Below are 23,628 nucleotides of genomic sequence, written 5' to 3' on the forward strand. Positions count from 1 at the left end.
TTCAGGACCCTTCGGTCGTCCAGCCGCTTCCGCCCCCGCAAGGACACAGGCAGCAGCGGCCGGACGAACTCCCACTCGGCATCGGACAGTTCATGGCGACGTATCACCCGACCATGATCCAGCACACAAGATCAATTGAAGACACGACCTAGACGGCCACGTCACCGGCGCCCCGACCTCTCCCGCGCGGTTCAACTCCGGCTCCTCGGCAACAGCGTCGTCCCCCACCAAGCCGCACACGCTATGAAGACCCTGCTGTCCAGGGCCAGCGATTGCGCTCCCGGCTGCCAGGAGACCGCGCGGGACCGCTGCCCGAGGGCCGGCCCGTGAGCCGGCCTCGCCGCTGCGAGGAAGAATCCGCTGTCATTCAGGTCGTCGTCCCCGGGCAGGGCCCCGAGCTGACCCCGTCAGCTGCCGCAGTGCTTCTTCGCATGGTGAAGCGTCATCTCGCGCGGACTGGCTCTCTTCCCAGAGCCGAGCTATCCCTGGACGACCACATCGGCCACCAGCAGGAAGAGCACCACGGTGACGCCCCACGATGATCTCCCCTCCTGGTTGCTTGCCTGGAACCAGACTCCGCCCGTACCACCTGCAGCCGTGAGCCAGGGCATGAGATTCGCCTTCTGCGGGCGTGTGTCCACCGAAGACCAGCAGGACCCCGAAGCGTCGCGTCTGTGGCAGCTCGGCCGGGCCCAAACGCTGATCGAACCGCTCGGGGGTGTCATCGTCGCCGAATACTTCGACATCGGCGAGACCCGCGCCCTGCCCTGGAAACGGCGGCCGAGGGCCTCGGCGCTCCTGGCCGCGCTGGCCGACCCGCGGCGCGGCTTCGACGCGGTCGTGATCGGTGAACCACAACGTGCTTTCTACGGAACGCAGTTCGGCAACACGTTCCCGCTCTTCACTCACTACGGCGTCCCGTTGTGGGTGCCGGAGGTCGGCGGAGCCATCGACCCGGACAACGAAGCGCACGACCTGATCATGTCCGTCTTCGGCGGGATGTCGAAGGGCGAGCGCAACCGCATCAAGATCCGTGTGCATTCCGCCATGGCCTCGCAGACCCTCGTCGAAGGCCGCTACCTCGGCGGACGCCCTCCTCATGGCTATCGGCTCGCCGACCGGGGCCCGCACCCCAACCCCGGCAAGGCCGCCACCGGCAAGCGTCTGCACGGCCTGGAACCCGACCCCGTAGCCGCTCCCGTCGTCGTACGGATCTTCACCGAGTACCTGCGCGGGCTCGGGATCTTCGCCATCGCCGAAGGCCTGACCCGCGACCAGATCCCCAGCCCCTCCGCACACGACCCGGCACGCAACCCGCACCGCGACACACGGGCCTGGTCCAAGAGCGCCGTCCGCGCGATCCTCACCAACCCCCGCTACACCGGCCGCCAGGTCTGGAATCGACAGCACAAACACGAAAGCCTGCTGGACACCGAGGACGTCACCCTCGGCTACACCACCACGCTGCGCTGGAACACCAAAGACAAATGGCTCGTCTCCCAGCGCATCGCGCACACCCCCCCCTCATCGATGACGAGATCTTCGCCCAGGCCCAGGACATCCTCGCCTCCCGCACCCGCACCGGACCCGCCCACGGAGTCGCACGAACCCAGAACCTCTACGTCCTACGGGGCGCACTCACCCACGCCCTGTGCGGGCGCAAGATGCAAGGGCACTGGGCGCACGACGAGGCGTACTACCGATGCCGCTTCCCCGAGGAGTACGCCCTCGCCAACAACATCCACCACCCCCGCAACGTCTACCTGCGCGAGACGTGGATCCTCCCACCGCTCGACGAATGGCTGAGCAAAGTGTTCCTGCCGCACCGCCTCGACGACACCGTCGACCTGATGGCCGGTGCCGCGCCCCTCGCCAACGATGAGAAAGGTGCCACTGAAGCCGCCCGGACAGTGATCGCCGACTGTGACGCCAAACTCGCTGCCCACCGGGCAGCGCTCGAAGCCGGCGCCGACCCCGCCCTCGTCACCCAATGGATCACCGAGACACAGGCCCGCAAAGCCCGCGCCGAAGCCGGACTGCGCACCACGCCCCAAGGCCCCGGCTCCCGGATGACCCGAGACGAGATCGCCCGGCTCGTACGCTCCATCAGCGACCTGGCCGCCGTCGTCCGCCAGGCAGAAGCCGCGGACAAGGCGGAGATCTACCGTCAGCTCGGGCTCGCCCTCACCTACGACTCCGGGAAACAGAAAGTGCTGGTCGAGATGTATCTCGACCAGCACTCTTCGGCAACCCGTGGGCTACCAGTCGGTGTCCGAGGGGGGACTTGAACCCCCACGCCCGATAAAGGGCACTAGCACCTCAAGCTAGCGCGTCTGCCATTCCGCCACCCGGACCGGTGGTCTGTCGCGGTTTCCCGCGGCGACGTGGAAAACCATAGCAAACATTCGAGGGCCCCTGATCACACGGGCCCCGGGGGTGAACGGCGTATGACGAGCGGCGTCGGGCCTTGGGCCCGGGGGCACGGCGCGGGAGGATGGGAGGGACCGTAAGTGCAACAGCGGGAGGAACAGCGTGAGCGAGCCGACCACGGGCGGCAGGGCGAACGGGGCGCGGGCCGTCACCGGTGAGGACGAGGTCGTCGACCTGTGCCGGGACCTGATCCGGATGGACACCAGCAACTACGGGGATCACTCGGGCCCGGGGGAGCGCAAGGCGGCCGAGTACGTCGCGGAGAAGCTCGCGGAGGTGGGGCTCGAACCGCAGATCTTCGAATCGCATCCGGGACGTGCCTCCACCGTGGCGCGCATCGAGGGCGAGGACCCCTCGCGGCCCGCGCTGCTCATCCACGGCCACACGGACGTCGTACCGGCCAATGCCCAGGACTGGACGCACCACCCCTTTTCCGGGGAGATCGCGGACGGGTGCCTGTGGGGCCGGGGCGCCGTCGACATGAAGGACATGGACGCGATGACCCTCGCGGTCGTCCGGGACCGGCTGCGCAGCGGCCGCAAGCCGCCGCGCGACATAGTGCTCGCGTTCCTCGCCGACGAGGAGGCCGGCGGCACGTACGGCGCGCGTCACCTGGTGGACAACCACCCGCAGCTCTTCGAGGGCGTCACCGAGGCGATCAGCGAAGTCGGCGGCTTCTCCTTCACGGTCAACGAGAACCTGCGCCTCTATCTCGTCGAGACCGCCCAGAAGGGCATGCACTGGATGAAGCTCACCGTGGACGGCACCGCCGGCCACGGCTCGATGATCCACAAGGACAACGCGATCACGGAGCTGTCGGAGGCCGTCGGGCGGCTCGGGCGGCACAAGTTCCCGATCCGTGTCACCAAGACGCTGCGGCACTTCCTCGACGAGCTGGGCGACGCCCTCGGCACCGAGCTCGACCCGGAGAACATGGACGCCACGCTCGCCAAGCTCGGCGGCATCGCCAAACTGATCGGCGCCTCGCTGCAGAACACCGCGAACCCGACGCAGCTGGGCGCCGGCTACAAGGTGAACGTGATCCCGGGGCAGGCCACCGCGCACGTCGACGGCCGATTCCTGCCCGGGTACGAGGAAGAGTTCCTCGCCGACCTCGACCGCATCCTCGGTCCGAACGTCCGGCGCGAGGACGTGCACGCGGACAAGGCCCTGGAGACCACGTTCGACGGCGCGCTCGTGGACGCCATGCAGTCGGCGCTCCAGGCCGAGGACCCGATCGCACGGGCCGTCCCGTACATGCTCTCGGCCGGCACCGACGCCAAGTCCTTCGACGACCTCGGCATCCGGGGCTTCGGCTTCGCGCCGCTGAAGCTGCCGCCGGAGCTGGACTTCGCGGGCATGTTCCACGGCGTCGACGAACGGGTGCCGGTGGACGGTCTGAAGTTCGGCGTGCGGGTCCTGGACCGGTTCATCGACGCGTCCTGACGGCGGGCGGCCGGTCCGGACTTCGGCCCGGTCCGGACTTCGGTCCGGTACGGGCCTTCAACAATCGCCTGCGCGTGCGCAGTTGACCGGAACGAGTGAAAGCAGGTTTGTCCACGTAGCCCCCACCATTCCCCCTCGTTACAGGTGGTGCGGTCCGCGGCTGGGATCGCATTGCCAACTAGGAGGAAAAATGATCAAGAAGGTCGTCGCGGCTGCGGTAGCCACCGGTGGACTGCTGCTCGCGGGTGCGGGCATCGCTTCCGCCGACGCCGGCGCGCAGGGCGCCGCTGTGGGCTCCCCGGGCGTCGTCTCGGGCAACACCGTGCAGGTTCCCGTGCACGTGCCGGTGAACGCGTGCGGCAACACGATCTCCGTGATCGGGGTGCTCAACCCGGCTTTCGGGAACTACTGCGTCAACAAGTGACGCCGCTGTGCCTCACCCCGTGAGGGGCCTCACCCCGTAAAGGGCCCAGCGCCCTGAGGGGTTCGCTTCTTGAGGGGTCTCGCCCCTTTGGGGCGTGCAGTCCGTCGGCCCCGGAGTGCCCATGGAGCACTCCGGGGCCGACGGGCATTGGGCGCACGGCGCACTGGGCCCGTGCGCATTTCCGGAAGGCAAGGCAGGAACAAGCTATGCGACAGGTCACGCGCAAAGGCCTGATCACCGTTGCGGCCGCCACCGGCGTGCTCGCGGTCACCGGTGGTTACGCCCAGGCCGACTCGAACGCCCGCGGCGGCAGCTCGGACTCTCCCGGAGTGCTGTCGGGCAATTCCGTCCAGCTTCCCGTGAACGTCCCCGTCAACGTCTGCGGGAACACCGTGAACGTCGTCGGGCTCCTGAACCCCGCGATGGGCAACAGCTGTGCCAACAAATCCGGCGGCCACCACGGCGGCGACCACGGCGGCAAGCCCTCGGGCGGCGGCTCCACAGCCGACGGGCACGCCAGCGGCTCACCCGGTGTGGGCTCCGGCAACAACATCCAGCTGCCGGTGGACGTCCCCGTGAACGTCTGCGGCAACAGCGTCAGCGTGGTCGGCGTCGGCAACCCCGCCCTCGCCAACGAGTGCACCAACGAGTCCGGCCACGACCACGGCTCCAACCCGCCCGGGGAGCCCGGGGAGCCCGGGGAGCCGGGAGAGCCGGGCAACCCCGGTGAACCCGGTGAGCCCGGCAACCCCGGTGAGCCGGGAGAGCCCGGTAACCCTGGTGAGCCCGGTGAGCCCGGCAACCCGGGCAACCCCGGTGAGCCGGGGAACCCGGGCAACCCGGGGGAGCCGGGCAACCCCGGCAACCCGGAGACCCCGGTCAAGCCCGAGCAGCCCGGCTCGCCGGACAAGCCCGCGGGGGAGCAGCCGGACCGGGCGGGCGACGCGAACACGCCGGTCGCCCACATGGTCGTGCCGCCCGAGGGCAAGGACCAGCTCGCGCAGACCGGCGGCACCCTGCCGCTCGGCGTCGCGCTCCCGGTGGGCGCGGGCATGCTGCTCGCGGGCACCGTCCTCTACCGGAGGGCACGTGCCTGACGTGAGCGGGCCGCCGGTCGGCGCGCCCGGCACGCGGCGGCGGGTGCCGGTCCTCTGACCGTGCTCCGGCCGTCGGGCACAACGGAGCGGGCCCCGCGATCGCGGGGCCCGCTCCGTTTGCACACCGACGAGCCGCCCGGCCGTCGGCCCGGCGACCGGGCCCGTCGGACGCTCCGTCCGGCGATCCGCGCCTCCGTCCGGCCGCACGTCACCAAGTGGCTCGCACCTGGCGGATGATGCGCCGCCGCAGCCGCACCCGACGACTGCCGTCGGCATGCAGGCTGAGACGGTCCAACTCCCAGTGTCCGTACTCTGCGTGGTCGGTCAGCAGACGAGTGGCCTCCTTACGGGACACCCCGCGCGGAACGTACACGTCGACAAATTCGTATTCCGGCATCGCATCTATTGTGCGGGCACCGGCCCGGTACGGATAGCGTCTGCACTATGTCTGATGCTGCGCAGCCCACCGCTGCCGAGGTACGCGCCGCCGCCGAGGCGGTCAAGACCGCGCTCGACCGCCACCTTGCGACGGTCGAACGCAGGTCGGGCGAGGACGATCCCGACGTCTATGAGGCGTTCAACGAGCTGGCCGCCGCCGCTGAGGCGTACGACGAACTGCTCTACGACCGGTACGACGAGGTCACCCCCTTCGAGATCCCGGGGGCGGAGGACGCCCTGCCGCCGTACCAGGGGCCCGCGGGGCCGAACGCCCTGAGCGTGCTGATCCGGCGGGACTACGCAGTCGTGGAGCCGCAGCGGCTCATCGCCCAGGCCGAGCGGGTCGAGGCCGCGGACGACGACGCCGAGTCGGACCGCCTCGCGGGCACCGTGCCGGGTGCGCTCGGACTCCTCTTCGGCGAGTTCGAACCCGACGAGATCGCCTCCCGGCACAAGGAGTTCGGCCTCGAGGAGGGCGACTCCACGCTGTGGGTCACCGCCGCGGACGAGCCCGCCGAGCCCGGGGAGTGGCTGGAGTCGCCCTTCGACCAGCCCGACACTCAGCGTGTGGTCTGCCGCTTCGACGTCAGCGCGGTCTTCGACGACGAGACCGACGGCCTCGACGAGGCCGACGACAGGGGGGCGCGCCCGGCGCGGACCCGCGGGCACGCCGACTCCGATCTCGACCCGGACCTCGATCCCGACCTCGATCCGGACATCGACGCCGAACTCTTCGATCCGGACGAGGTCGTGCCCCTGGAGGACGACCTCGACGACGCCGATGGCACCGACGACACCGATGAGACCGACCACGCCGATGACGCCGACGGAACGGATGACATCGAGGTCGTCGAGCGGGGGAAGAGCGGGGGCGTCGGCTAGCGCACAGGCTTTGGTGCCGGTCCGGTCCGGGGCGAGGCGGGGCGGTCCGGTCCGGGTTGCGTCGGTCCGGGTCGGTTCTGACCGGGTCGGGGCCCAGCGCCGATGCCGGTGCCGGTGCCCGCATGGCGCCTGAGAGGTGTGGGCTGTGCCCGTGGTCCCGTCTTGGTGGACGGCACCACGGGCACAGCACTGAGGGCTGGCGGGCCTGCGGTCTGGCGGGCCGGTGGGCCGGTCTAGCTTTCCGCCTGCGGCTGCTGTGGGCGCAGCAACGTCCGCAGCCGGGTCGTGCGCTCCTTGGCGGGCCGCTCCGCGACCGCCTGGGGCAGCGCCTGGGCGACACCCTGCACCACCGACAGATGACGCTCGGCCCGGCCGAACGCCGAGTAGATCCACGGCCGGGTCAGGGCCGCGGCCGCGTCGCCCGGCAGGACCACCACCGCCGCGGGCCAGCGACGGCCCATCGCCTGATGTGCGGTGGCGGCCCAGGCGTGCCGCACCGCCTGCTCCACCCGGTCCTTCGGTACGACGACGGAGGCGCCCTCGCAGTCCAGGCGCAGCCCTTGCGGGTCGGCGCCGACGACCCGGCCGAACGCCGTGCGACCCGGCACCGGGGCGTAGACGACGCGGTCGCCCGGGTCGAAGCCGCCGAACCGGCCGGGGCCCGGGTTGAGCCGTTCCTTCAGCGCCGTGTTCAGCGCCCGCGTGCCCGCCGCCCCGCCGTGGCCGGGCGTGATGACCTGCGTCTGCTCCGCCGGTACGCCGATGGCCCGCGGCACCGAGTCCGCGACCAGCTGCACCGTGCGGTGGATGGCGTCGGCCGCGTCCCGCACCGGGACGATCACGACCTCCTTACCGGGCGCCTCGACCTGGACCAGCTCGCCCACGCCGATGCCGGAGACCAGCTCGCCGAGGGGGCCCGGGTCCGGGGTGCGCGAGACGACCTGCGGGCAGCAGCGGGCCGCCAGGAGGTCCGCGAACACCCTGCCGGGCCCCGCCGACCACAGCACGCCCGGGTCGCCGCTGAGCACCAGCCTGGCCCCGTCCGGCAGTGACTCGACGAGCGTCGCGGCCGTCTCCACGTCGAGCTGGGGGGCGTCCAGGACCACGAGGAGGTCGAGGGCGAACGCGCCGTCCGCGTCGCGCCCCGGCCCCTGGCGCCCGGAGAGCAGCCCGGCCACGGTGACGGCCGCGTCGGAGGCCTCTCCGTCACCGGGCCGGTCGGAGTCACCAGCGCCGTCCGCGTCGCCGCCCAGGCGTTCCGCGAGCCTCCGCCGGCCGTCCGGGCCGTGTGCGGCCGCGCACACCCGCAGGCCCAGCGCGCGGGCCGCCGTCAGCAGGGCGGCGGGTTCGGCGCGGGCCTCCTCGCCGCCGGTGTGCAGCACGAGGCCGTGTCCGGCGACGGCGCGGATCAGCTCGGCCGCGGAGCCGGAGGCCCGGCTCGCCGCCGTCTCCCACTCGGCGGCGGAGGGGCCCTGAGCGTCTTCCTTCGGCAGGGAGTTCAGGACCCGGGCGAGGCCGTCGGCCAGGCTCTCCTCCGCGAGGGCGTACTGCTCTAGGCCGAGCAGGACCTGGACCGGCACCGCCACTTCCTCTTCCTCGGCACCCTCGGCGTTCTCACCGCTCGTGGCGCGGGGGGCCGGGACAGCTCCGGGGCCCGCGTCCAGCGCGTCCTGGAAGACGAGCACCTCGCCGTCCGCGACGGCGCGCTCCAGCGCCGCCTCCGGATCCGGCACCCCGCGCTGCCCGAGGGCGGCGCCGAGCGCGGCCGACGTGAGCGCCGTGTGCCCGGCGAGCGCGGCCTGGTCCAGCAGCCACACCGTGAGAGCGGTGCCCCTGCGCTCGTCCCCCGGGCCGCAGTCCGGGCCGAGGAGCGCCCGCGCGAAACCGTCGGCCTGCTCCAGGCGCGTCCCGGGCACGCGCAGCAGCTGCCAGGGGTCGGCGCGGAGCACGTCGCCCGCGCCCTCGCCGAGCACCGCCGCGGTGCGGGCCGCGAGCGCCGCGGGAGCCCCGCCCTCCGTCAGCACGGCCGACACGGCCTCGACGGTCTCCGCCGCGGGCTCGGCGACGGCGGCGGACGCCTCCGACACCGGGCGGCGGGCCGGCTCGGGGGCCGGGGCGGGCCTGCGCGGCGCGGCCGCCTCGGGCTCGTGGAACGCCGAGGCGACGGGCTTCTCGCCGCTCTCCACGGCACGCACCGCCGCCAGCAGGTCGGCGGCCGTGCCCTGGAGCGCCGTACCGGCCGCGACCGGGCCCTTCTTGGCGGCCTTGCGCTCCTCGATGCGCTCCCGCAGCTCCCGCTGCGCGGCCAACTCGGCCTCAGCCTCGGACAGGGAAGCCGCAGCCTCCCCGTCCCCTTCGCCGCTCGCTTCGCCGCCCTCGCCTTCCTCGGCAGTTCCGGCGCCCCCACCGTCGGCGTCGGCACCGGCGACGGCATCCTCCGCGTCGGCCCCGGCCACCTCTGCCCCGTCCCCAGCCTCGGCCACGCCGCCCTCGGAGTCCCCGGCCTCGGAGTCCTCGCCTCCGGGGTCCCCGCCCCCAGAGTCCTCGACCCCCCGCGGGCCCCCCGCACCCCCGGCTTCCGGTGCGGTCCCCTCTGCCTGGCCCGGGGCCCCGGCCTCCCGGGCCTCGGCTTCGGCGACCTCCGCGGCGGCGGACTCCGTACTCACAGCGTGCTCCAGTCCTGGTCTGGGTAGCGGTGCACGGGCGCCGACACGTCGTCGAGGGCCCGGCAGATCTCGTCAGGAAGACTAAGGGTCTCCACTGACAACGCGGCCGTGAGCTGCTGCGCGTTGCGCGCGCCGACGATCGGGGCGGCCACTCCGGGGCGGTCGCGCACCCAGGCGAGCGCCACTTGCAGAGGCGTGACGGCGAGGCCGTCCGCCGCTATCGCGACGGCGTCCACGACCCGGCTCGCGGCGTCGTCGAGATACGGCTCGACGAACGGCGCGAACTGCTCGGACGCGCCGCGCGAGTCGGCGGGTGTCGCGTTGCGGTACTTGCCGGTCAGGACACCGCGGCCGAGCGGGGACGACGGCAGCAGGCCGACGCCGAGGTCGAGGGCCGCGGGCAGCACCTCGCGTTCGACGCCGCGCTGGAGCAAGGAGTACTCCATCTGCGTGCTGGCGAGGCGGGTGCGGGTGCCTGGCGCCGCGAGCTGCCAGGTCGCGGCCTTGGCGAGCTGCCAGCCGCTGAAGTTCGAGATGCCCGCGTAGCGCGCGCGGCCGCTGCTGACGGCGATGTCCAGGGCCTGGAGGGTCTCCTCCAGGGGCGTGTCGGGATCGAAGGCGTGGACCTGCCACAGGTCGACGTGGTCGGTGCCGAGGCGGGCCAGGGAGGCGTCGAGGGCGGACAGCAGATGGCCGCGCGAGCCGTCGAAGCGGCGGAAGGGGTCGGGCACACTGCCCGCCTTCGTCGCGATGACCAGATCGCGCCGCGGCACGAGGCGCTCGACGAGCCGCCCGAGGAGGTACTCGGCCTCCCCGTCGCCGTACACGTCGGCCGTGTCCACGAGGGTGCCGCCCGCCTGCCAGAAGACCTTCAGCAGGTCGGCGGCGTCGTTCTCACCGAGCTCGTCGGAATGTCCCCACGTGAGAGTGCCGAGCCCGATCCGGGACACGCGCAGACCTGTTCGGCCGAGATGCCTCTGCTCCATGGCCGCGAGATTATCGGCCACAGATCCACACCGGGCGGGCGTGTGGACAAACCATCGACTGTGGACAACTCGGCCACCCGTACGGGCAAGCGCCCCTGACGGAAGCCCCGCCCGCGCGCTACAGTCCCCGGAACCAGAACGTTACTCACGGGTAAGGGGATTCGGCCATGCAGCTCGGGATCAACCTCGGCTACTGGGGCGCGGGGATGGACGCGGACAACCTCGCCGTCGCCAGAGAGGCCGACAAGCTGGGCTACGCGGTGTGCTGGGCGGCCGAGGCCTACGGTTCGGACGCGGCCACCGTGCTGTCCTGGGTGGCGGCGCAGACCGAGCACATCGACGTGGGCTCGGCGATCTTCCAGATCCCCGCCCGCCAGCCCGCGATGACCGCGATGACGGCGGCGACCCTCGACTCGCTGTCCGGCGGGCGCTTCCGTCTCGGACTCGGCGTCTCGGGACCGCAGGTCTCCGAGGGCTGGTACGGGGTCAGGTTCGACAAGCCGCTGGCCCGCACGCGCGAGTACGTCGACATCGTGCGCAAGGCCATGGCCCGGGAGCGGCTGAGCCACGACGGCGAGCACTGGACGCTGCCGCTGCCGGACGGTCCCGGCAAGCCGCTCAAGCTGACCGTCCACCCGCAGCGCGAGCACATCCCGCTGTACATCGCGGCGATCGGCCCGAAGAACCTGGAGCAGACCGGCGAGATCGCCGACGGCGCGCTTCTCGTCTTCCCGGCCGCCGAGCACCTGGAGGAGACCGCACTGAGGCCGCTGCGCGCGGGCCGGGAGAAGGCGGGCAGAACGATGGAGGGCTTCGACGTGGTGCCGACGCTGCCGCTGGCGCTCGGCAAGGACGGCGCCGACGACATCCGGGCGCTCGCCGACGTGTTCCGCCCGTACACGGCCCTGTACGTCGGCGGCATGGGCAGCAGGAAGCAGAACTTCTACAACAAGCTCGCGCAGCGGATGGGGTACGAGAAGGAAGCCGCCGAGGTCCAGGACAAGTATCTGGCCGGTGACAAGGACGGCGCGGCCGCGGCACTGCCGCAGTCCCTGATCGACTCCACCACGCTGCTCGGCTCCGTGGACCGCATCGCCGACCGGATGCGTGCCTACGCGGAGGTCGGTGTCACCACGCTCACCCTGGCGCCCGCGGGCTTCACGCTGGACGAGCGGCTTGCGGCGCTGCGCGCGGGAACCGAGGCCCTGGAGCGAGCTGGAATCGCATAGCGAGCCGGAATCGCGTACCGAGCTGGGATCGCGTACCGAGCCGGAATCCCGTAGCGAGCTCGAATCGCGTAGCGAGCTGGACTCGCATGGCGGAGTGTTCGCGGCCGTGGTGGGGGCTCGGGGGGTCTTCCCCGCCACGGCCGTCATCGAGCACAACGCCGTGGCGAGCCCTCCGGTTACGGCTCCGGGGCCCCTCCGTCCGGGCCGGAGCGCCGGGCCCCGTTCGGCCGTCCGAGCCTTTCTGCCGCCCGCTGGTTCCTTCGTTCGGTGGAGCTGACGCGTACACGTGTTGCCTCCTGCCGCACTGCGCATTTGACTCGTTCTTTGCGGAAGTCCGCGCACGCTTCTCGCGAGGTCCGCGCGGTCAGTGACGGCATGGAGGTGCCTGCGATGCTTTCGGCCAGGAGTCTCTTCCAGGAGATCCTCGACAACGACGAGTCGTTCCGGCTGTTCTGCTCCATCGCGGCCAGCGGTGAGGCCCAGGGCGGCTGGGAGAACGGGCGCATCGCCGCGCTCGTTCCGGACAGCCGGCGCCTGCTGGCGCCCAAGATCGCCCGGCACGGTGCCGACGAGGACAAGCACGGGCGGATCTTCCACGCGCTCTTGAGGAAGCGCGGCCTGGAACCGGTCGAAGTGCCGCACGAGACCGACTACACGATGCTCCTGGAGAGGCACGGTATCGGTCTCGCCCACGAGAAGCTCCGCGCCGACGAGCCGCTCACCGAGCAGGACATCATCACGTACCTCGCGCACAGCCGCGTCACCGAACAGCGCGCCGCCGACCAGATGGACATGCTCCGCAAGTACTTCGGGCACCACCCGGAGGTCGGCAGGGCCGTCAAGATGATCTCGAACGACGAGGACAACCACCTGGCGTACTGCCACGAGGAGCTGCTGCGCTTCGCGTACGCAGGACACGGTCGCGCCATCCAGCGGACGCTGCGCGAGTGCGCGCTCGTCGAGATCGGCGTCTACCGCGACGTCAGCCTCGCCGTCATGGAGCACATGGGCCGCATCCTGCGCTGGTCCCCGACCAAGGCGAGGACGCTCGCGGCGGGCATCCACGGCCTGCACGGGTTCGAGCGGGTGGGCGGCTGGCGGCGGATGGTGTCCCTGAAGATGCCGCAGCGGCGCGACGCCCTCGGCGGCCCGGCCACCTCGGCACCCGAGTTCGCCTGAGGAGCCCCAGGGCCTACCTGAGGAGCCCCAGAGCCTACATCCAGCCCCGGCGCTTGAACGTGCGGTACAGGGCGACCTCCAGGACGGCCATGAGCAGGATCACCGCCGGATAGGCCCACCCCCAGGACAGCTCCGGCATGTGCTCGAAGTTCATGCCGTACACGCCCGCGATCATCGTGGGCACCGCGGCCATGGCGGCCCATGCGGAGATCTTCCGCATGTCGTCGTTCTGGCGCACGCTCATCTGCGCCAGATGCGCCGAGAGGATGTCGGAGACCAGGCGGTCGAGGCCCTCCACGGACTCGTTCACGCGCGTCAGGTGGTCACTGACGTCCCGCAGATACGGCTGCGCCGACTCGTCCACGAAGGGCACGGCGCGGCCGTAGGGGTTCACGCCCGCGAGGCGCGCGATCGGCATCGCGAGCGGTCCCGTGGCCCGCCGGAACTCCAGGATCTGGCGCTTGAACTGGTAGATCCGCGCCGCCGAGCTCCGCGAGCCGCCGACGTCCGGTGAGAACACCTCCGCCTCCAGGACCTCCAGGTCCGTCTGGAGCTCGGCGGCGACCTCCAGATAGTGGTCGACGACGGCGTCGGCGATGGAGTACAGGACGGCCGTCGAGCCGTGTTCGAGCACGTCGGGCTCCGCCTCCAGGCGGTGGCGCACGGAGCTGAGCGGCGCGCCCTGGCCGTGCCGGACCGTCACCACGAAGGAGTCGCCCATGAAGATCATGAGCTCCCCGGACGACACGGTGTCGTTGTCCTGGTCGTACACCACCGGCTTGAGGACCACGAAGACGGAGTCGTCGTACACCTCCAGCTTCGGCCGCTGGTGGGCCTTCAGGGCGTCCTCCACCGCCAGGGGGTGCAGCGAGAACTCCTTGGCGACCAGGTCGAACTCGTCCGCCGTCGGCTCGTGCAGGCCGATCCAGACGAACGCGTCCCCGGTGGCCCGCGCCTCGTCCAGGGCGTCGGAGAAGTCCTTCGGCCCTTCCGTGCGGTGGCCGTGGCGGTAGCTCGCGCAGTCCACGATCATGTTCTGCATTGTTCCCAGCCTCAGCTTCTTACGCACCCTCGCGTCTTCTTACGCACCCTCGCGTCTTCTCGCGCACCCTCTCAGCGTTCGCCCGCCCGGCAGGCCCCGCTCGGCTGGCGTCCTCGTGGCCGGCGCCTTCGTGGTCGGCGTCCTCTTGGCGTGCTGCCTACGGCTGCCCGGCCCCGCGGGCCCACCGCTTAGGCTGGCCCGCATGCCCACGCTGATCCTTGTGCGCCACGGACGCTCGACGGCCAACACCGCGGGCCTGCTCGCCGGCTGGACGCCCGGCGTCGGCCTCGACGAGCGGGGTTCCGGGCAGGCCGCGGCGCTGCCCGGACGACTGGCCGCGCTGCCGCTTGCCGAGGTCGTCACCAGCCCGCTCCAGCGGTGCCAGGAGACCCTGGCGCCGCTGCTCGCCGCCCGCCCCGGACTCGACGTCCACACCGACGACCGCATCGGCGAGTGCCACTACGGCGACTGGTCGGGCCGCAAGCTCGCCGAGCTCGCGGACGAGCCCCTGATGGAGGTCGTACAGCAGCATCCGTCCGCCGCGGCCTTCCCCGGCGGCGAGTCCATGCGCGCCATGCAGACACGCGCAGCGGAGGCCGTACGCGAGTGGAACGCGCGCGTGGAGCGCGATCACGGCGCCGACGCCGTCTATCTGATGTGCTCCCACGGCGACATCATCAAGTCCCTGGTGGCCGACGCCATCGGGCTGCACCTGGATCTGTTCCAGCGCATCTCCGTGGAGCCCTGTTCGGTCACGGCGATCCGCTACACGCGCCTGCGCCCGTTCCTCGTCCGTCTCGGGGACACCGGGGACTTCGGTTCGCTGGCCCCGCGCGACGCGCCCGCGAGCACGGATGCTCAGGTCGGGGGCGATGCGGGCGCACCGTGATCGTCGCCCGCAGTAGGGTGCAGTGGTCACGCCAAGTACATGCAGTCGATTCCAATGGAGACAGGACGTGTCCCGTCAGGTGTTCCTCTACGACCCGCCGGAACGCTTCGTCGCCGGAACCGTCGGACTCCCCGGTCGGCGTACCTTCTTCCTCCAGGCGTCCGCGGGGGTCCGCGTGACCAGCGTCGCCCTGGAGAAGACCCAGGTGGCCGCGCTCGCCGAACGCATGGAGGAACTGCTCGACGAGGTCGTCCGGCGCAGCGGGGGCAGCGCCGCCGTGCCCGCGGTGGCGCCCGCCGAGGTCGCCGACAGCGCTCCGCTCGACGCGCCCGTCGAGGAGGAGTTCCGGGTCGGCACGATGGCGCTCGCCTGGGACGGCGACGAAGAGCGCATGATCGTCGAGGCGCAGGCCCTGGTCGAGCTGGACGCGGACTCCGAGGAGGACCTCGCCGAGGCCGAGGAGAAGCTCCTGCAGGACGAGGAGAACGGCCCCCCGATGCTCCGCGTACGGCTGACCGGGGCCCAGGCCAGGGCCTTCGCCAAGCGCGCACTCGACGTCGTGAACGCGGGCCGGCCGCCGTGCCCGCTGTGCAGCCTCCCGCTCGACCCGGAAGGACACGTATGCCCGCGCCAGAACGGATACCGGCGGGGAGCGTGACCCCCGTGGAACTGCTCACCCGCGGTGAACTGACCGTGCGCGGACAGATCCGGGAGGCCTCGAACGCGGTGCTGTACTGCACTATCGCGTACGAGGAGCAGACCGCAGCCTGCGTCTACAAACCCGTGGCGGGGGAGCGCCCCCTGTGGGACTTCCCCGACGGGACGCTCGCCCGGCGGGAGGTCGCCGCCTACGAGGTCTCCGAGGCGCTCGGCTGGGGGCTGGTGCCGCCCACCGTGCTGCGGGACGGGCCCTACGGCGAGGGCATGGTCCAGCTGTGGATCGAGGCCGGGGACGGCGCGGACGCCGCGGCTCCGGAAGCGGACGACGCCGCGGCTGGCGGGACCGACGGCGGCGCGGCTCCGGGGACGGACGACGCCCCGGCCCCGGGTGCCGGCGACGGCGTGGGCGGTGCGGACGGCGACGGCGGGGCCGGTGCGGAACTGCTCGCCCTCGTCGAGGGCGACGAGCCCGGCGACGGCTGGAAGGCCATCGGGTACGCCCAGGTGGAGGAGGGCCGGACGGCGCTGCTCGTGCACGCGGACGACGCGCGGCTGCGGCGGCTCGCCGTGCTCGACGCCGTGATCAACAACGCGGACCGCAAGGGCGGGCACCTCCTGCCCGGACGCGACGGGCGGCTCTTCGGCATCGACCACGGCGTCACGTTCAACGTGGCGGACAAGCTGCGCACGCTCCTGTGGGGCTGGGCGGGCGAGAAGCTGCCCGACGAGGCGGTCACGGCGCTCGGCGCGCTGCGGGAGGCGCTCGCCGCCGGGGCACCGCTCGCCGGGCGCCTCGGGGAGCTGCTGACCCCCGCCGAGGTGGACGCGGTGCGCGGACGCGTCGCCGCGCTGCTCGCCTCGGGACGGCATCCGGCGCCCTCGGGGGAGTGGCCGGCTATTCCGTGGCCGCCGGTGTAGCCATTCCGTGGCCGCCGGTGTAGCAGGGGCGCACGAGGCGCGCACAAGGCGCTGCCCCCTGCGTGGGCAGCGCAAACCTGTGGAAGATCTCGTTGCCCCGGGTCGTATGTGGATGGCGCATCCGGTTACGCTCAAGGCATGTATGCCTGGCCCGCTTCTGAGGTACCCGCCCTGCCCGGCAAGGGCCGCGACCTCCGGATCCACGACACCGCGACCGGTGGCCTCGTCACCCTCGACCCCGGTCCCGTCGCCCGCATCTACGTCTGCGGCATCACGCCGTACGACGCGACCCACATGGGTCATGCGGCGACCTACAACGCGTTCGACCTCGTGCAGCGCGTGTGGCTCGACACCAAGCGGCAGGTTCACTACGTGCAGAACGTGACGGACGTGGACGACCCCCTCCTGGAGCGTGCCAAGCGCGACGGCAAGGACTGGGCCGACCTCGCGGAGAGCGAGACCGCGCTGTTCCGCGAGGACATGACCGCCCTGCGGCTGCTCCCGCCGCAGCAGTACGTCGGCGCCGTCGAGGCGATACCGGGCATCGTCCCGCTCGTCGAGCGGCTGCGTGACATGGGCGCCGCCTACGAGCTCGACGGCGACGTCTACTTCTCCGTCGAGTCCGACCCGCACTTCGGTGAGGTGTCCGGCCTGGACGCCGCCGCCATGCGGCTGCTCTCCGCCGAGCGCGGCGGCGACCCGGAGCGCGCGGGCAAGAAGAACCCGCTCGACCCGATGCTGTGGATGGCGGCCCGCGACGGCGAGCCGAGCTGGGACGGCGCCTCCCTCGGCCGCGGCAGGCCCGGCTGGCACATCGAGTGCGTGGCGATCGCCCTCGACCACCTCGGCATGGGCTTCGACGTGCAGGGCGGCGGCTCCGACCTGGCGTTCCCGCACCATGAGATGGGTGCCTCGCACGCGCAGGCCCTGACCGGCGAACACCCCTTCGCCAAGGCGTATGTGCACGCCGGGATGGTCGGTCTCGACGGCGCCAAGATGTCCAAGTCCAAGGGCAATCTGGTCTTCGTCTCCCGGTTGCGCCGCGACGGCGTGGACCCGGCCGCGATCCGCCTCGCCCTGCTCTCGCACCACTACCGCTCCGACTGGGAGTGGACCGACCAGGTGCTCCAGGACGCCGTGGAGCGCCTCGCCCGCTGGCGCGCCGCCGTGTCCCGGCCCGACGGGCCCGCGGCCGAGACCCTCGTCGAGGAGATCCGCGAGGCCCTCGCCGAGGACCTGGACGCGCCCGCCGCGCTCGCCGCCGTCGACCGCTGGGCCGCCCGGCAGGCCGCCGACGGCGGCACGGACGAGGGCGCGCCGGGCGTCGTGTCCCGCGCCGTGGACGCGCTCCTCGGCGTCGCGCTCTGACGTGCCGGCGCGTCGGCCGCGCCGCGACGCGCCGGTGAGCCGCCGACCGGGACGCGACGTCTGTTAAGCCGCCGACCGGGACGTGATGTCCGGTGAGCCGATGACCGGGACGTGATGTGAAGAGCGGCGCCGGGCGGGAAGGACTCCGCCCGGCGCCGCGGTTCCGCGGTCCGGCTCAGCGGTGCGCGGACGTCACCTGGTGATCACGATCGCGAGCAGCAGGCCGGGGCTGTTGGTGTCGTAGTAGCCGATCACCGGCTGCCCGTACGCGAACGCCTCCTGCACCTGGTCGCGGGTGCGGTCGTTCGGGTTGACGTACACGCGCCACTCGCCGTCGACGTGCAGGTACAGCAGGGAGGCTTGGCCGGGGAGCGGCTGGACGACGTCCCAGAAGCTCTCGGCGACAGCGCCGGCCAGCGCCTGTGTGGAGACCTCGGGGGCCTGCGCCTGCGGGACCTGCTGCTGCCCGAACTGCTGGAGCAGTTGCTGGAACGGCTGCTGCTGGCCGAGCTGCTGCAGCTGCTGGCGCAGTTGCGGCGGGATCTGCTGCACTTGCTGCTGGCCGAACTGGCCGGGCTGGTTGTACTGGCCGGGGTACTGCTGCTGCCCCTGCTGGCCGGGGTACTGCTGCTGGCCGAACTGGCCCTGCTGCCCGAACTGCCGCTGGCCCTGCTGCCCGAACTGGCCCTGCTGCGGCGGTGCGGTGCTCGGCCCCTGCTGACCGTACTGCTGGCCGTACTGCTGGTGCTGCTGCGGGCCGTACTGCTGCTGGCCGTAGCCCTGCTGGGGACCGTACTGCTGGCCCTGCTGCTGGCCCAGTTGACTCAATTGCGGAGTGGTGCTCATGCGGGTGCCACCTTCCGTCATTGGTCTGTCGCTCAGTGGTCTGTCACTGATGTCTTTCCGTGGTGCGTTGCGACGTGGTGCGTTGCGACTGTGGTGCGTTGCGACGTGGTGCGTTGCGACGCGCGTGGTTCAGCCTGTGACGACCAGGCCCACGACCTCGTCGTCCGAGAACCACACGCGTACGTCGGGTGAGCCTCCGCCGAAGGCGGCGTGCACCGCCTGGCGGATCTCGGGCGTGGGGTTGTTCAGGTTCCGCCACTCGCCGGCCACGTACAGACGCAGCCGCGGCGGCAGTTCGGGCGGGTAGGGGATCAGCTCGTCCCAGTAGCGTTCGGCGCGGCCCGAGCCCACCGCCGCGGGCAGCAGCTTGGTGACCGCCGCCTTGATGTCGGGGCGGTTGCCGATCCGCTGGGACGCGGGGCGGCCCGGCGCGTCCTGCTGCGGCGATCCGGTGGCCCGCAGCACCGCGCGCGCCCGGGACGACGTCATCGGCTGCTGGCCCGCGGCCTTGAGCATGCCCTGGAGCGCGGCGACCGCGCCGACGACGACCGGGGAGGCCGAGGAGGTGCCGGAGAACGTGTCCGTGTACCAGGCGATCTCGTCCACGCCGCCCTGAAGGTCGCCGGGCTGGTTCCAGAAGCCGCCGGTGGTCGTGGTCTCGCGGCCCCAGCCCTGGGCGTCCACGCGCGCGCCGTAGTTGGAGAAGGCGAGCCGCGAGCGGTCCGGGCCGTGGTCCCGGCCGTGGGTGCCGGGCGGCGGTGCGCCCGCGCCCACGAGGACCGCGTCGGACGACGGGTTGGAGGGGTTGAAGGGGTTCCGCCACCAGGACGGGAAATCGTCCGGACGGCGTTCGTAGACCGCGTCGTCCAGGGACTCGGCGCCGTTGCCCGCGGCGCCGACGACGATGACGCCCTTCGCCGTCGCGTAGCGCACCGCGGCGAAGTCGTCCGGCCACCATTCGAGGGCGATGTACCCCTTCTGGTCGTCGCGCCCCTCGAACTCGAACTTCGGCCCCGGCCGGTGCAGTTCGATGAGGATGACGTCGCCCGGCGCGAGCCGGTCCGCCGCGGCGTGGATGGTCGCCGCCGTGCCGGACGGCATGAAGGACGCTGCCGCCGTCACGGCGTCCGGCGCGATGCCGGTGACGCCGAAGGTGTTGCGGTCGCCGCCGATGACGCCGATCACCGCGGTGCCGTGGTTGCGCCAGGCGATGTCCGGTATGGGCGTGCCGATCACGACGCCGGCGAGCTTCGCCGTCAGGTCCTCGTGGCTGAGCTGCCAGGCGCCCTCGACGTCGATGACGGTCACGCCGTCGCCGCCACCGCCGAGCCGCTGCCAGGCCCAGTACGCGTCCACGCCCTCGGGCGCCGGGCGCAGATAGCCCTGTCGGCCGCTGAAGTCCGGCGTGACAGGCATGCCCTCCTTGCGGCGCCGGTTCTCGTCCGGCTCGCCGGTGCCGCTCTGCTGCCCGGCAGGGCCGAGCACGGCGGGCACGGCGCCCGGCTTCACGTACGCGGTGTCGACGCCCGGCAGCGCGGCCATCCGGGCACGCAGCTCGTCGGCGCGGTCCTCGCCGCCCCGCACCCGGTAGAAGAGCGCCAGATCGGGTACGTCGCCCGCCTGCTCGGGCAGCGCGGCCCGCAGCCGGTCCTCGCTGCCGAACAGCGGTTCCAGGGTGAGCTGTTCATCGGTGAGGAACATGTTCAGGGCGGTCACGTCGGAGCCCGTGGCCGAGCGGACGCCCTGCTCCTGCGCGCGCAGCCGGGCCTCGGGCCGGGCCACGAGAATGAGTTCCTGCTCGGTGGCCCGGTAGGTGAACCCCGCGCCGTCGGGTCCCGGGCCACTGCCCCCGGGGTCGCTGCCCCGCTGCACCTGATCGGTCATCGCTTCACCGCTCCCTTCAGTCCCGCGTCCCGCCTGCCTTCCGGTCGCTGCACACCCTGCTACCGCCACGCCCACTCGTCCAGACCCTTTTCGCCCAACGGAGTTTGAGACGAAGTTGAGTTGGGAACCGTGTGCAATTCATCAAGAAGCTCGTGTCACGCCCTATACCGGCCAAAGGCGTACGAGGCGGTTGTGATGAGCTGAGCCTCCGGCAACGAGAAGGGGCGACACCCTCGCGGGTGTCGCCCCTGTGTGCCCCGGCCGACTTGCCGTAATCCGGACCTGGTGCCGGGTCAGTCCTCGGAGGAATCTTCTGACGAGGAATCGTCGGTCGTGGCGTCGCTCCGGCTGCCGCTGCCGCTGTCGCGATCGCCTTCGCTGGCGCCGTCGCTTTCGCCGTCATTGCCGCTGCTGCTGTTGCTGCCGGTACCGGTGCTGCTGTCGGGCTTGCTGCTCTCAGGCTCGTTGCCGTCGGGCTTGCCGGCGTCGGGCTTGCTGCCGTCGGGCTTGCCGGCGTCGGGCTCGTTGCCGTCCGGCTTGCTTCCGGCGTCGTTCCGGGCGTTCTTGCCGGAGGACTTGTCCGGGGGGTCCGGCGTGTTCGAGGTGTCCGGCCCCGTCCCGGGGCGCGGCTGCGGCTGGGGCTTCGGCGGGCGGGTGCGGTCGCTCGGCGCGTCGCGCAGATAGGCCGCGCCCTCGCCGCCGTCCGTGGCGTGCGCACCCGGCTGGCCGGGGCCACCCGCGGATCCCGGGCCCGACCCCGCGACCTGTCCGGGCCCGCCGTCACGCCGCCGGAGATACCGCTCGAACTCGCGCGCGATGGCTTCGCCGGACGCCTCCGGGAGCTCCGCGGTGTCCCGCGCCTCCTCCAGGGACTGGACGTACTCGGCGACCTCGCTGTCCTCGGCCGCGAGCTGGTCGACGCCCAGCTGCCAGGCGCGCGCGTCCTCCGTCAGCTCGCCGAGGGGGATCCTGAGGTCGATCAGGTCCTCCAGGCGGTTGAGGAGCGCGAGCGTCGCCTTCGGGTTCGGCGGCTGCGACACGTAGTGCGGCACGGCCGCCCACAGGCTGACCGCCGGGACGCCCGCGTGCGTGCACGCCTCCTGGAGGATGCCGACGATGCCCGTGGGGCCCTCGTACTTGGTCTCCTCCAGATCCATGGTGCGCGCCAGATCCGGGTCCGATGTGACACCGCTGACCGGGACCGGACGGGTGTGCGGTGTGTCACCGAGCAGCGCACCCATGATCACGACCAGCTCCACGCCCAGCTCATGGGCGAACCCGAGCAGCTCGTTGCAGAACGAACGCCAGCGCATGGAGGGCTCGATGCCCCGCACCAGAACGAGGTCACGCGGCTTCTCGCCGCCGACGCGGACCACCGAGAGCCGGGTCGTCGGCCAGGTGATCTTCCGCACGCCGCCGTCCAGCCACACTGTGGGGCGGTTGACCTGGAAGTCGTAGTAGTCCTCGGCGTCCAGCGCCGCGAACACCTCGCCCTTCCACTCCTTGTCGAGATGCGCGACCGCGGTGGAGGCGGCGTCGCCGGCGTCGTTCCAGCCCTCGAACGCGGCCACCATGACCGGGTCGATCAGCTCGGGTACCCCCTCGAGCTCGATCACCCAGGCCTCCTTCCGACGTTCTCCTCTAAGTACGCCCCAACCTTACGGCGTCCCGCGGGGCCCTCCGCAGCCCCCTGGCGCCGCCGAGTGCCGGGATCACTGCCCAGGTCAACTACCGGTCACGCATGACGCACGAGGTGGAACGGAACCGCTGCTCCACACCCGCGACGTGCGCCGTCGCCCAGGACCGGGCCGCCTCGGCGTCCCGGAGGCGCAGCGCCGCCAGGATCTCCCGGTGCTCGTGCAGGGTGCGGCCGGCCGCGTCCCCCCGGGCGGCGCCGCGGCGGACGGGGGCCCGCGTGGCCGGTCCGGAGAGGCCGTCGAGCAGGGAGCACAGCACCGAGTTGCCGGACGCCCGGCCGATGCCATGATGGAACTCCAGGTCACAGGCCACCAGTTCGGCCGTGCTCGGTGCCGCCCCGAGCGCGTCGAGGCGGGCGCCCAGGGCGTCCAGCTCGGCCTCCGTGATGCGGGTGGCGGCCAGGGCGGTGGCGGCGGGCTCCAGGATCCGGCGGACCGCGAGGAACTCGTGGACGGCGTCGTCGCGGTGGAAGTCGGCGACGAAGCCCAGCATCTGAAGGAGCAGCGGCGGGTCCAGGCTGGTGACGTACGTCCCGTCGCCCTGGCGCACGTCCAGGACGCGGACCAGGGACAGCGCCCGCACGGCCTCGCGCAGCGAGTTGCGGGAGAGGCCGAGACCCGCGGCGAGTTCGCTCTCCTTGGGCAGCCGGTCGCCGGGACGCAGCGCACCCGAGAGGATCATGTCCTTGATCTTTTCGATGGCCTCGTCCGTGACAGCCATGACGACCTCGCCTCGTGCGGTGGACGTGAGACATCCGATGTATCGGCGCTCATTATGTCCCCGCCGAGGTCGCCGGGCAGGGGCTTCAGCCGAAGCGCTCGATCCTGATCCGGTCCACCGGCTGCCCGCCGTCCACCAGGAGCCGCGAGGCGTGCTCGGCGAATCCGTTCGAGCCGCAGACGTACGCCTCCCAGCCGCCGCCGGGCTGCCCGGCGCCGAGGTGGGGCGCCAAGTGCCCCGCGTGCAGGCGGCCTTCGGTGCGGGTGAGGACGGCCGTGGTCTCGTCGCCGTACTCGTCCGCGTAGATCAGGTCCGCGCGGGTGCGCGCCGAGACGATCAGGCGCAGCGGCACGGTCAGTCCCGCGCGGCGGTGGTGCCGGATCATCGACATCAGCGGTACGACGCCGGAGCCCGCGCCGAGCAGCAGCGCGGGCCGGTCCCCGGGCCAGGCGAAGAAGCCGGACAGCGGGCCGCGCACCTCCACGGTGTCGCCGACGTCCGCGACGGTGTGCAGATGCCCGGACACCTCGCCGCCCGGCGCGTGGTCGAGGGTCAGCTCGATCTCGCCGCTCCCGTCGGGTGCGGACGCCAGCGAGTAGTGGCGCTGGGCGACGTACCCGTCCGGGGCGGTGAGCCGCAGCATCAGATGCTGGCCCGGCAGGTGTCCCTGCCAGTCCGGCACCTTGAGCCGGAACGTCGAGGCGGCGGGCGTCTCACGGCGGATCCCCGTGATCAGGGCGGACTGCCACCGGGAAGCCGAGCGGTTGTTCACGGCGATGCGGCCGGGGACGGCGAAGGCGGTCGGCGGTACGAAGGGAGTGTGCAT

At 72.1% G+C, this 23,628-nt stretch carries 20 protein-coding genes, 1 tRNA gene and 1 pseudogene; 12 read left to right on the plus strand and 10 right to left on the minus strand.

Annotated features, from left to right (window positions below; genetic code table 11):
• Window positions 1-609: 609 nt before the first annotated feature.
• Window positions 610-1,806, plus strand: a complete 1,197-nt coding sequence (locus GPA10_RS36505; RefSeq protein WP_198351807.1) for a recombinase family protein — start codon at window positions 610-612, stop codon at window positions 1,804-1,806.
• 5 nt (window positions 1,807-1,811) lie between these two features.
• Window positions 1,812-2,288: a hypothetical protein gene (locus GPA10_RS41970; RefSeq protein ID WP_198351808.1), complete on the plus strand. Its 477-nt coding sequence runs from the start codon at window positions 1,812-1,814 to the stop codon at window positions 2,286-2,288.
• Here the strand turns inward: GPA10_RS41970 and GPA10_RS36510 are convergent.
• Window positions 2,270-2,354: transfer RNA gene (locus GPA10_RS36510), tRNA-Leu, on the minus strand. The genes GPA10_RS41970 and GPA10_RS36510 overlap by 19 nt on opposite strands.
• A gap of 178 nt (window positions 2,355-2,532) precedes the next feature.
• On the opposite strand from GPA10_RS36510, the gene GPA10_RS36515 reads away from it, so the two are divergent.
• The 3 genes from GPA10_RS36515 to GPA10_RS42100 all read left to right on the plus strand — a co-directional run bounded on the left by GPA10_RS36515 (window position 2,533) and on the right by GPA10_RS42100 (window position 5,397).
• Entirely contained in the window at window positions 2,533-3,876 is a 1,344-nt protein-coding gene (locus GPA10_RS36515) for a M20/M25/M40 family metallo-hydrolase (protein WP_058851730.1), read from the plus strand.
• A gap of 190 nt (window positions 3,877-4,066) precedes the next feature.
• Window positions 4,067-4,300, plus strand: coding sequence for a chaplin (locus tag GPA10_RS36520; protein ID WP_058851731.1), 234 nt, complete (start codon window positions 4,067-4,069; stop codon window positions 4,298-4,300).
• Between the two features lie 206 nt (window positions 4,301-4,506).
• Complete coding sequence (locus GPA10_RS42100) at window positions 4,507-5,397, plus strand: chaplin (RefSeq protein WP_214660355.1); 891 nt, start codon at window positions 4,507-4,509, stop codon at window positions 5,395-5,397.
• 208 nt (window positions 5,398-5,605) lie between these two features.
• Here GPA10_RS42100 and GPA10_RS36530 read toward each other — a convergent pair whose 3' ends face one another.
• Window positions 5,606-5,794 carry a DUF5703 family protein gene (locus tag GPA10_RS36530; protein WP_016641768.1) on the minus strand — a complete coding sequence of 63 codons (189 nt, stop codon included), beginning with the start codon at window positions 5,792-5,794 and terminating at the stop codon, window positions 5,606-5,608.
• Between the two features lie 47 nt (window positions 5,795-5,841).
• Here GPA10_RS36530 and GPA10_RS36535 point away from each other — a divergent pair.
• Window positions 5,842-6,579, plus strand: a pseudogene (locus tag GPA10_RS36535) (hypothetical protein); the annotation flags it as partial.
• A gap of 371 nt (window positions 6,580-6,950) precedes the next feature.
• Here the strand turns inward: GPA10_RS36535 and GPA10_RS36540 are convergent.
• Both GPA10_RS36540 and GPA10_RS36545 read right to left on the minus strand, forming a co-directional pair.
• On the minus strand, window positions 6,951-9,383 hold the full coding sequence (locus tag GPA10_RS36540) for a helix-hairpin-helix domain-containing protein (RefSeq protein WP_343041721.1): 2,433 nt from the start codon (window positions 9,381-9,383) through the stop codon (window positions 6,951-6,953).
• Window positions 9,380-10,369, minus strand: a complete 990-nt coding sequence (locus GPA10_RS36545) for an aldo/keto reductase (protein ID WP_157169170.1) — start codon at window positions 10,367-10,369, stop codon at window positions 9,380-9,382. The genes GPA10_RS36540 and GPA10_RS36545 overlap by 4 nt, the downstream gene beginning before the upstream one ends.
• A 167-nt stretch (window positions 10,370-10,536) precedes the next feature.
• Between GPA10_RS36545 and GPA10_RS36550 the strand changes: the two genes are divergently transcribed.
• Both GPA10_RS36550 and GPA10_RS36555 read left to right on the plus strand, forming a co-directional pair.
• Window positions 10,537-11,598: an LLM class F420-dependent oxidoreductase gene (locus tag GPA10_RS36550; protein ID WP_157169171.1), complete on the plus strand. Its 1,062-nt coding sequence runs from the start codon at window positions 10,537-10,539 to the stop codon at window positions 11,596-11,598.
• A gap of 390 nt (window positions 11,599-11,988) precedes the next feature.
• Window positions 11,989-12,777, plus strand: coding sequence for a hypothetical protein (locus GPA10_RS36555; protein ID WP_058851736.1), 789 nt, complete (start codon window positions 11,989-11,991; stop codon window positions 12,775-12,777).
• 34 nt (window positions 12,778-12,811) lie between these two features.
• Here GPA10_RS36555 and corA read toward each other — a convergent pair whose 3' ends face one another.
• A complete protein-coding gene (gene corA, locus GPA10_RS36560; RefSeq protein WP_157169215.1) occupies window positions 12,812-13,810 on the minus strand; it encodes a magnesium/cobalt transporter CorA in 999 nt (332 codons plus the stop codon).
• 211 nt (window positions 13,811-14,021) lie between these two features.
• Between corA and GPA10_RS36565 the strand changes: the two genes are divergently transcribed.
• From GPA10_RS36565 to mshC, 4 genes are all read left to right on the plus strand, one after another.
• Window positions 14,022-14,708, plus strand: coding sequence for a histidine phosphatase family protein (locus GPA10_RS36565; protein WP_058851737.1), 687 nt, complete (start codon window positions 14,022-14,024; stop codon window positions 14,706-14,708).
• Between the two features lie 67 nt (window positions 14,709-14,775).
• Window positions 14,776-15,366, plus strand: a complete 591-nt coding sequence (locus GPA10_RS36570; RefSeq protein WP_058851738.1) for a DUF3090 domain-containing protein — start codon at window positions 14,776-14,778, stop codon at window positions 15,364-15,366.
• Complete coding sequence (locus GPA10_RS36575) at window positions 15,330-16,286, plus strand: SCO1664 family protein (RefSeq protein WP_157169172.1); 957 nt, start codon at window positions 15,330-15,332, stop codon at window positions 16,284-16,286. The genes GPA10_RS36570 and GPA10_RS36575 overlap by 37 nt, the downstream gene beginning before the upstream one ends.
• Before the next feature lie 138 nt (window positions 16,287-16,424).
• Window positions 16,425-17,654, plus strand: a complete 1,230-nt coding sequence (gene mshC / locus GPA10_RS36580; RefSeq protein ID WP_157169173.1) for a cysteine--1-D-myo-inosityl 2-amino-2-deoxy-alpha-D-glucopyranoside ligase — start codon at window positions 16,425-16,427, stop codon at window positions 17,652-17,654.
• A 192-nt stretch (window positions 17,655-17,846) separates the two neighbouring features.
• On the opposite strand, the gene GPA10_RS36585 is transcribed toward mshC, so the two are convergent.
• From GPA10_RS36585 to GPA10_RS36605, 5 genes are all read right to left on the minus strand, one after another.
• Window positions 17,847-18,500 carry a hypothetical protein gene (locus GPA10_RS36585; protein ID WP_246260400.1) on the minus strand — a complete coding sequence of 218 codons (654 nt, stop codon included), beginning with the start codon at window positions 18,498-18,500 and terminating at the stop codon, window positions 17,847-17,849.
• A gap of 129 nt (window positions 18,501-18,629) precedes the next feature.
• Complete coding sequence (locus tag GPA10_RS36590) at window positions 18,630-20,384, minus strand: S8 family peptidase (protein ID WP_157169175.1); 1,755 nt, start codon at window positions 20,382-20,384, stop codon at window positions 18,630-18,632.
• Between the two features lie 293 nt (window positions 20,385-20,677).
• Window positions 20,678-22,000, minus strand: coding sequence for a PAC2 family protein (locus tag GPA10_RS36595; RefSeq protein ID WP_343041723.1), 1,323 nt, complete (start codon window positions 21,998-22,000; stop codon window positions 20,678-20,680).
• A 112-nt stretch (window positions 22,001-22,112) separates the two neighbouring features.
• Complete coding sequence (locus GPA10_RS36600) at window positions 22,113-22,802, minus strand: FadR/GntR family transcriptional regulator (protein WP_157169176.1); 690 nt, start codon at window positions 22,800-22,802, stop codon at window positions 22,113-22,115.
• A gap of 85 nt (window positions 22,803-22,887) precedes the next feature.
• Entirely contained in the window at window positions 22,888-23,628 is a 741-nt protein-coding gene (locus tag GPA10_RS36605) for a ferredoxin reductase (RefSeq protein ID WP_157169177.1), read from the minus strand.

This window comes from Streptomyces typhae (assembly GCF_009755605.1).
Classification (GTDB): Bacteria; Actinomycetota; Actinomycetes; order Streptomycetales; family Streptomycetaceae; genus Streptomyces; species Streptomyces typhae.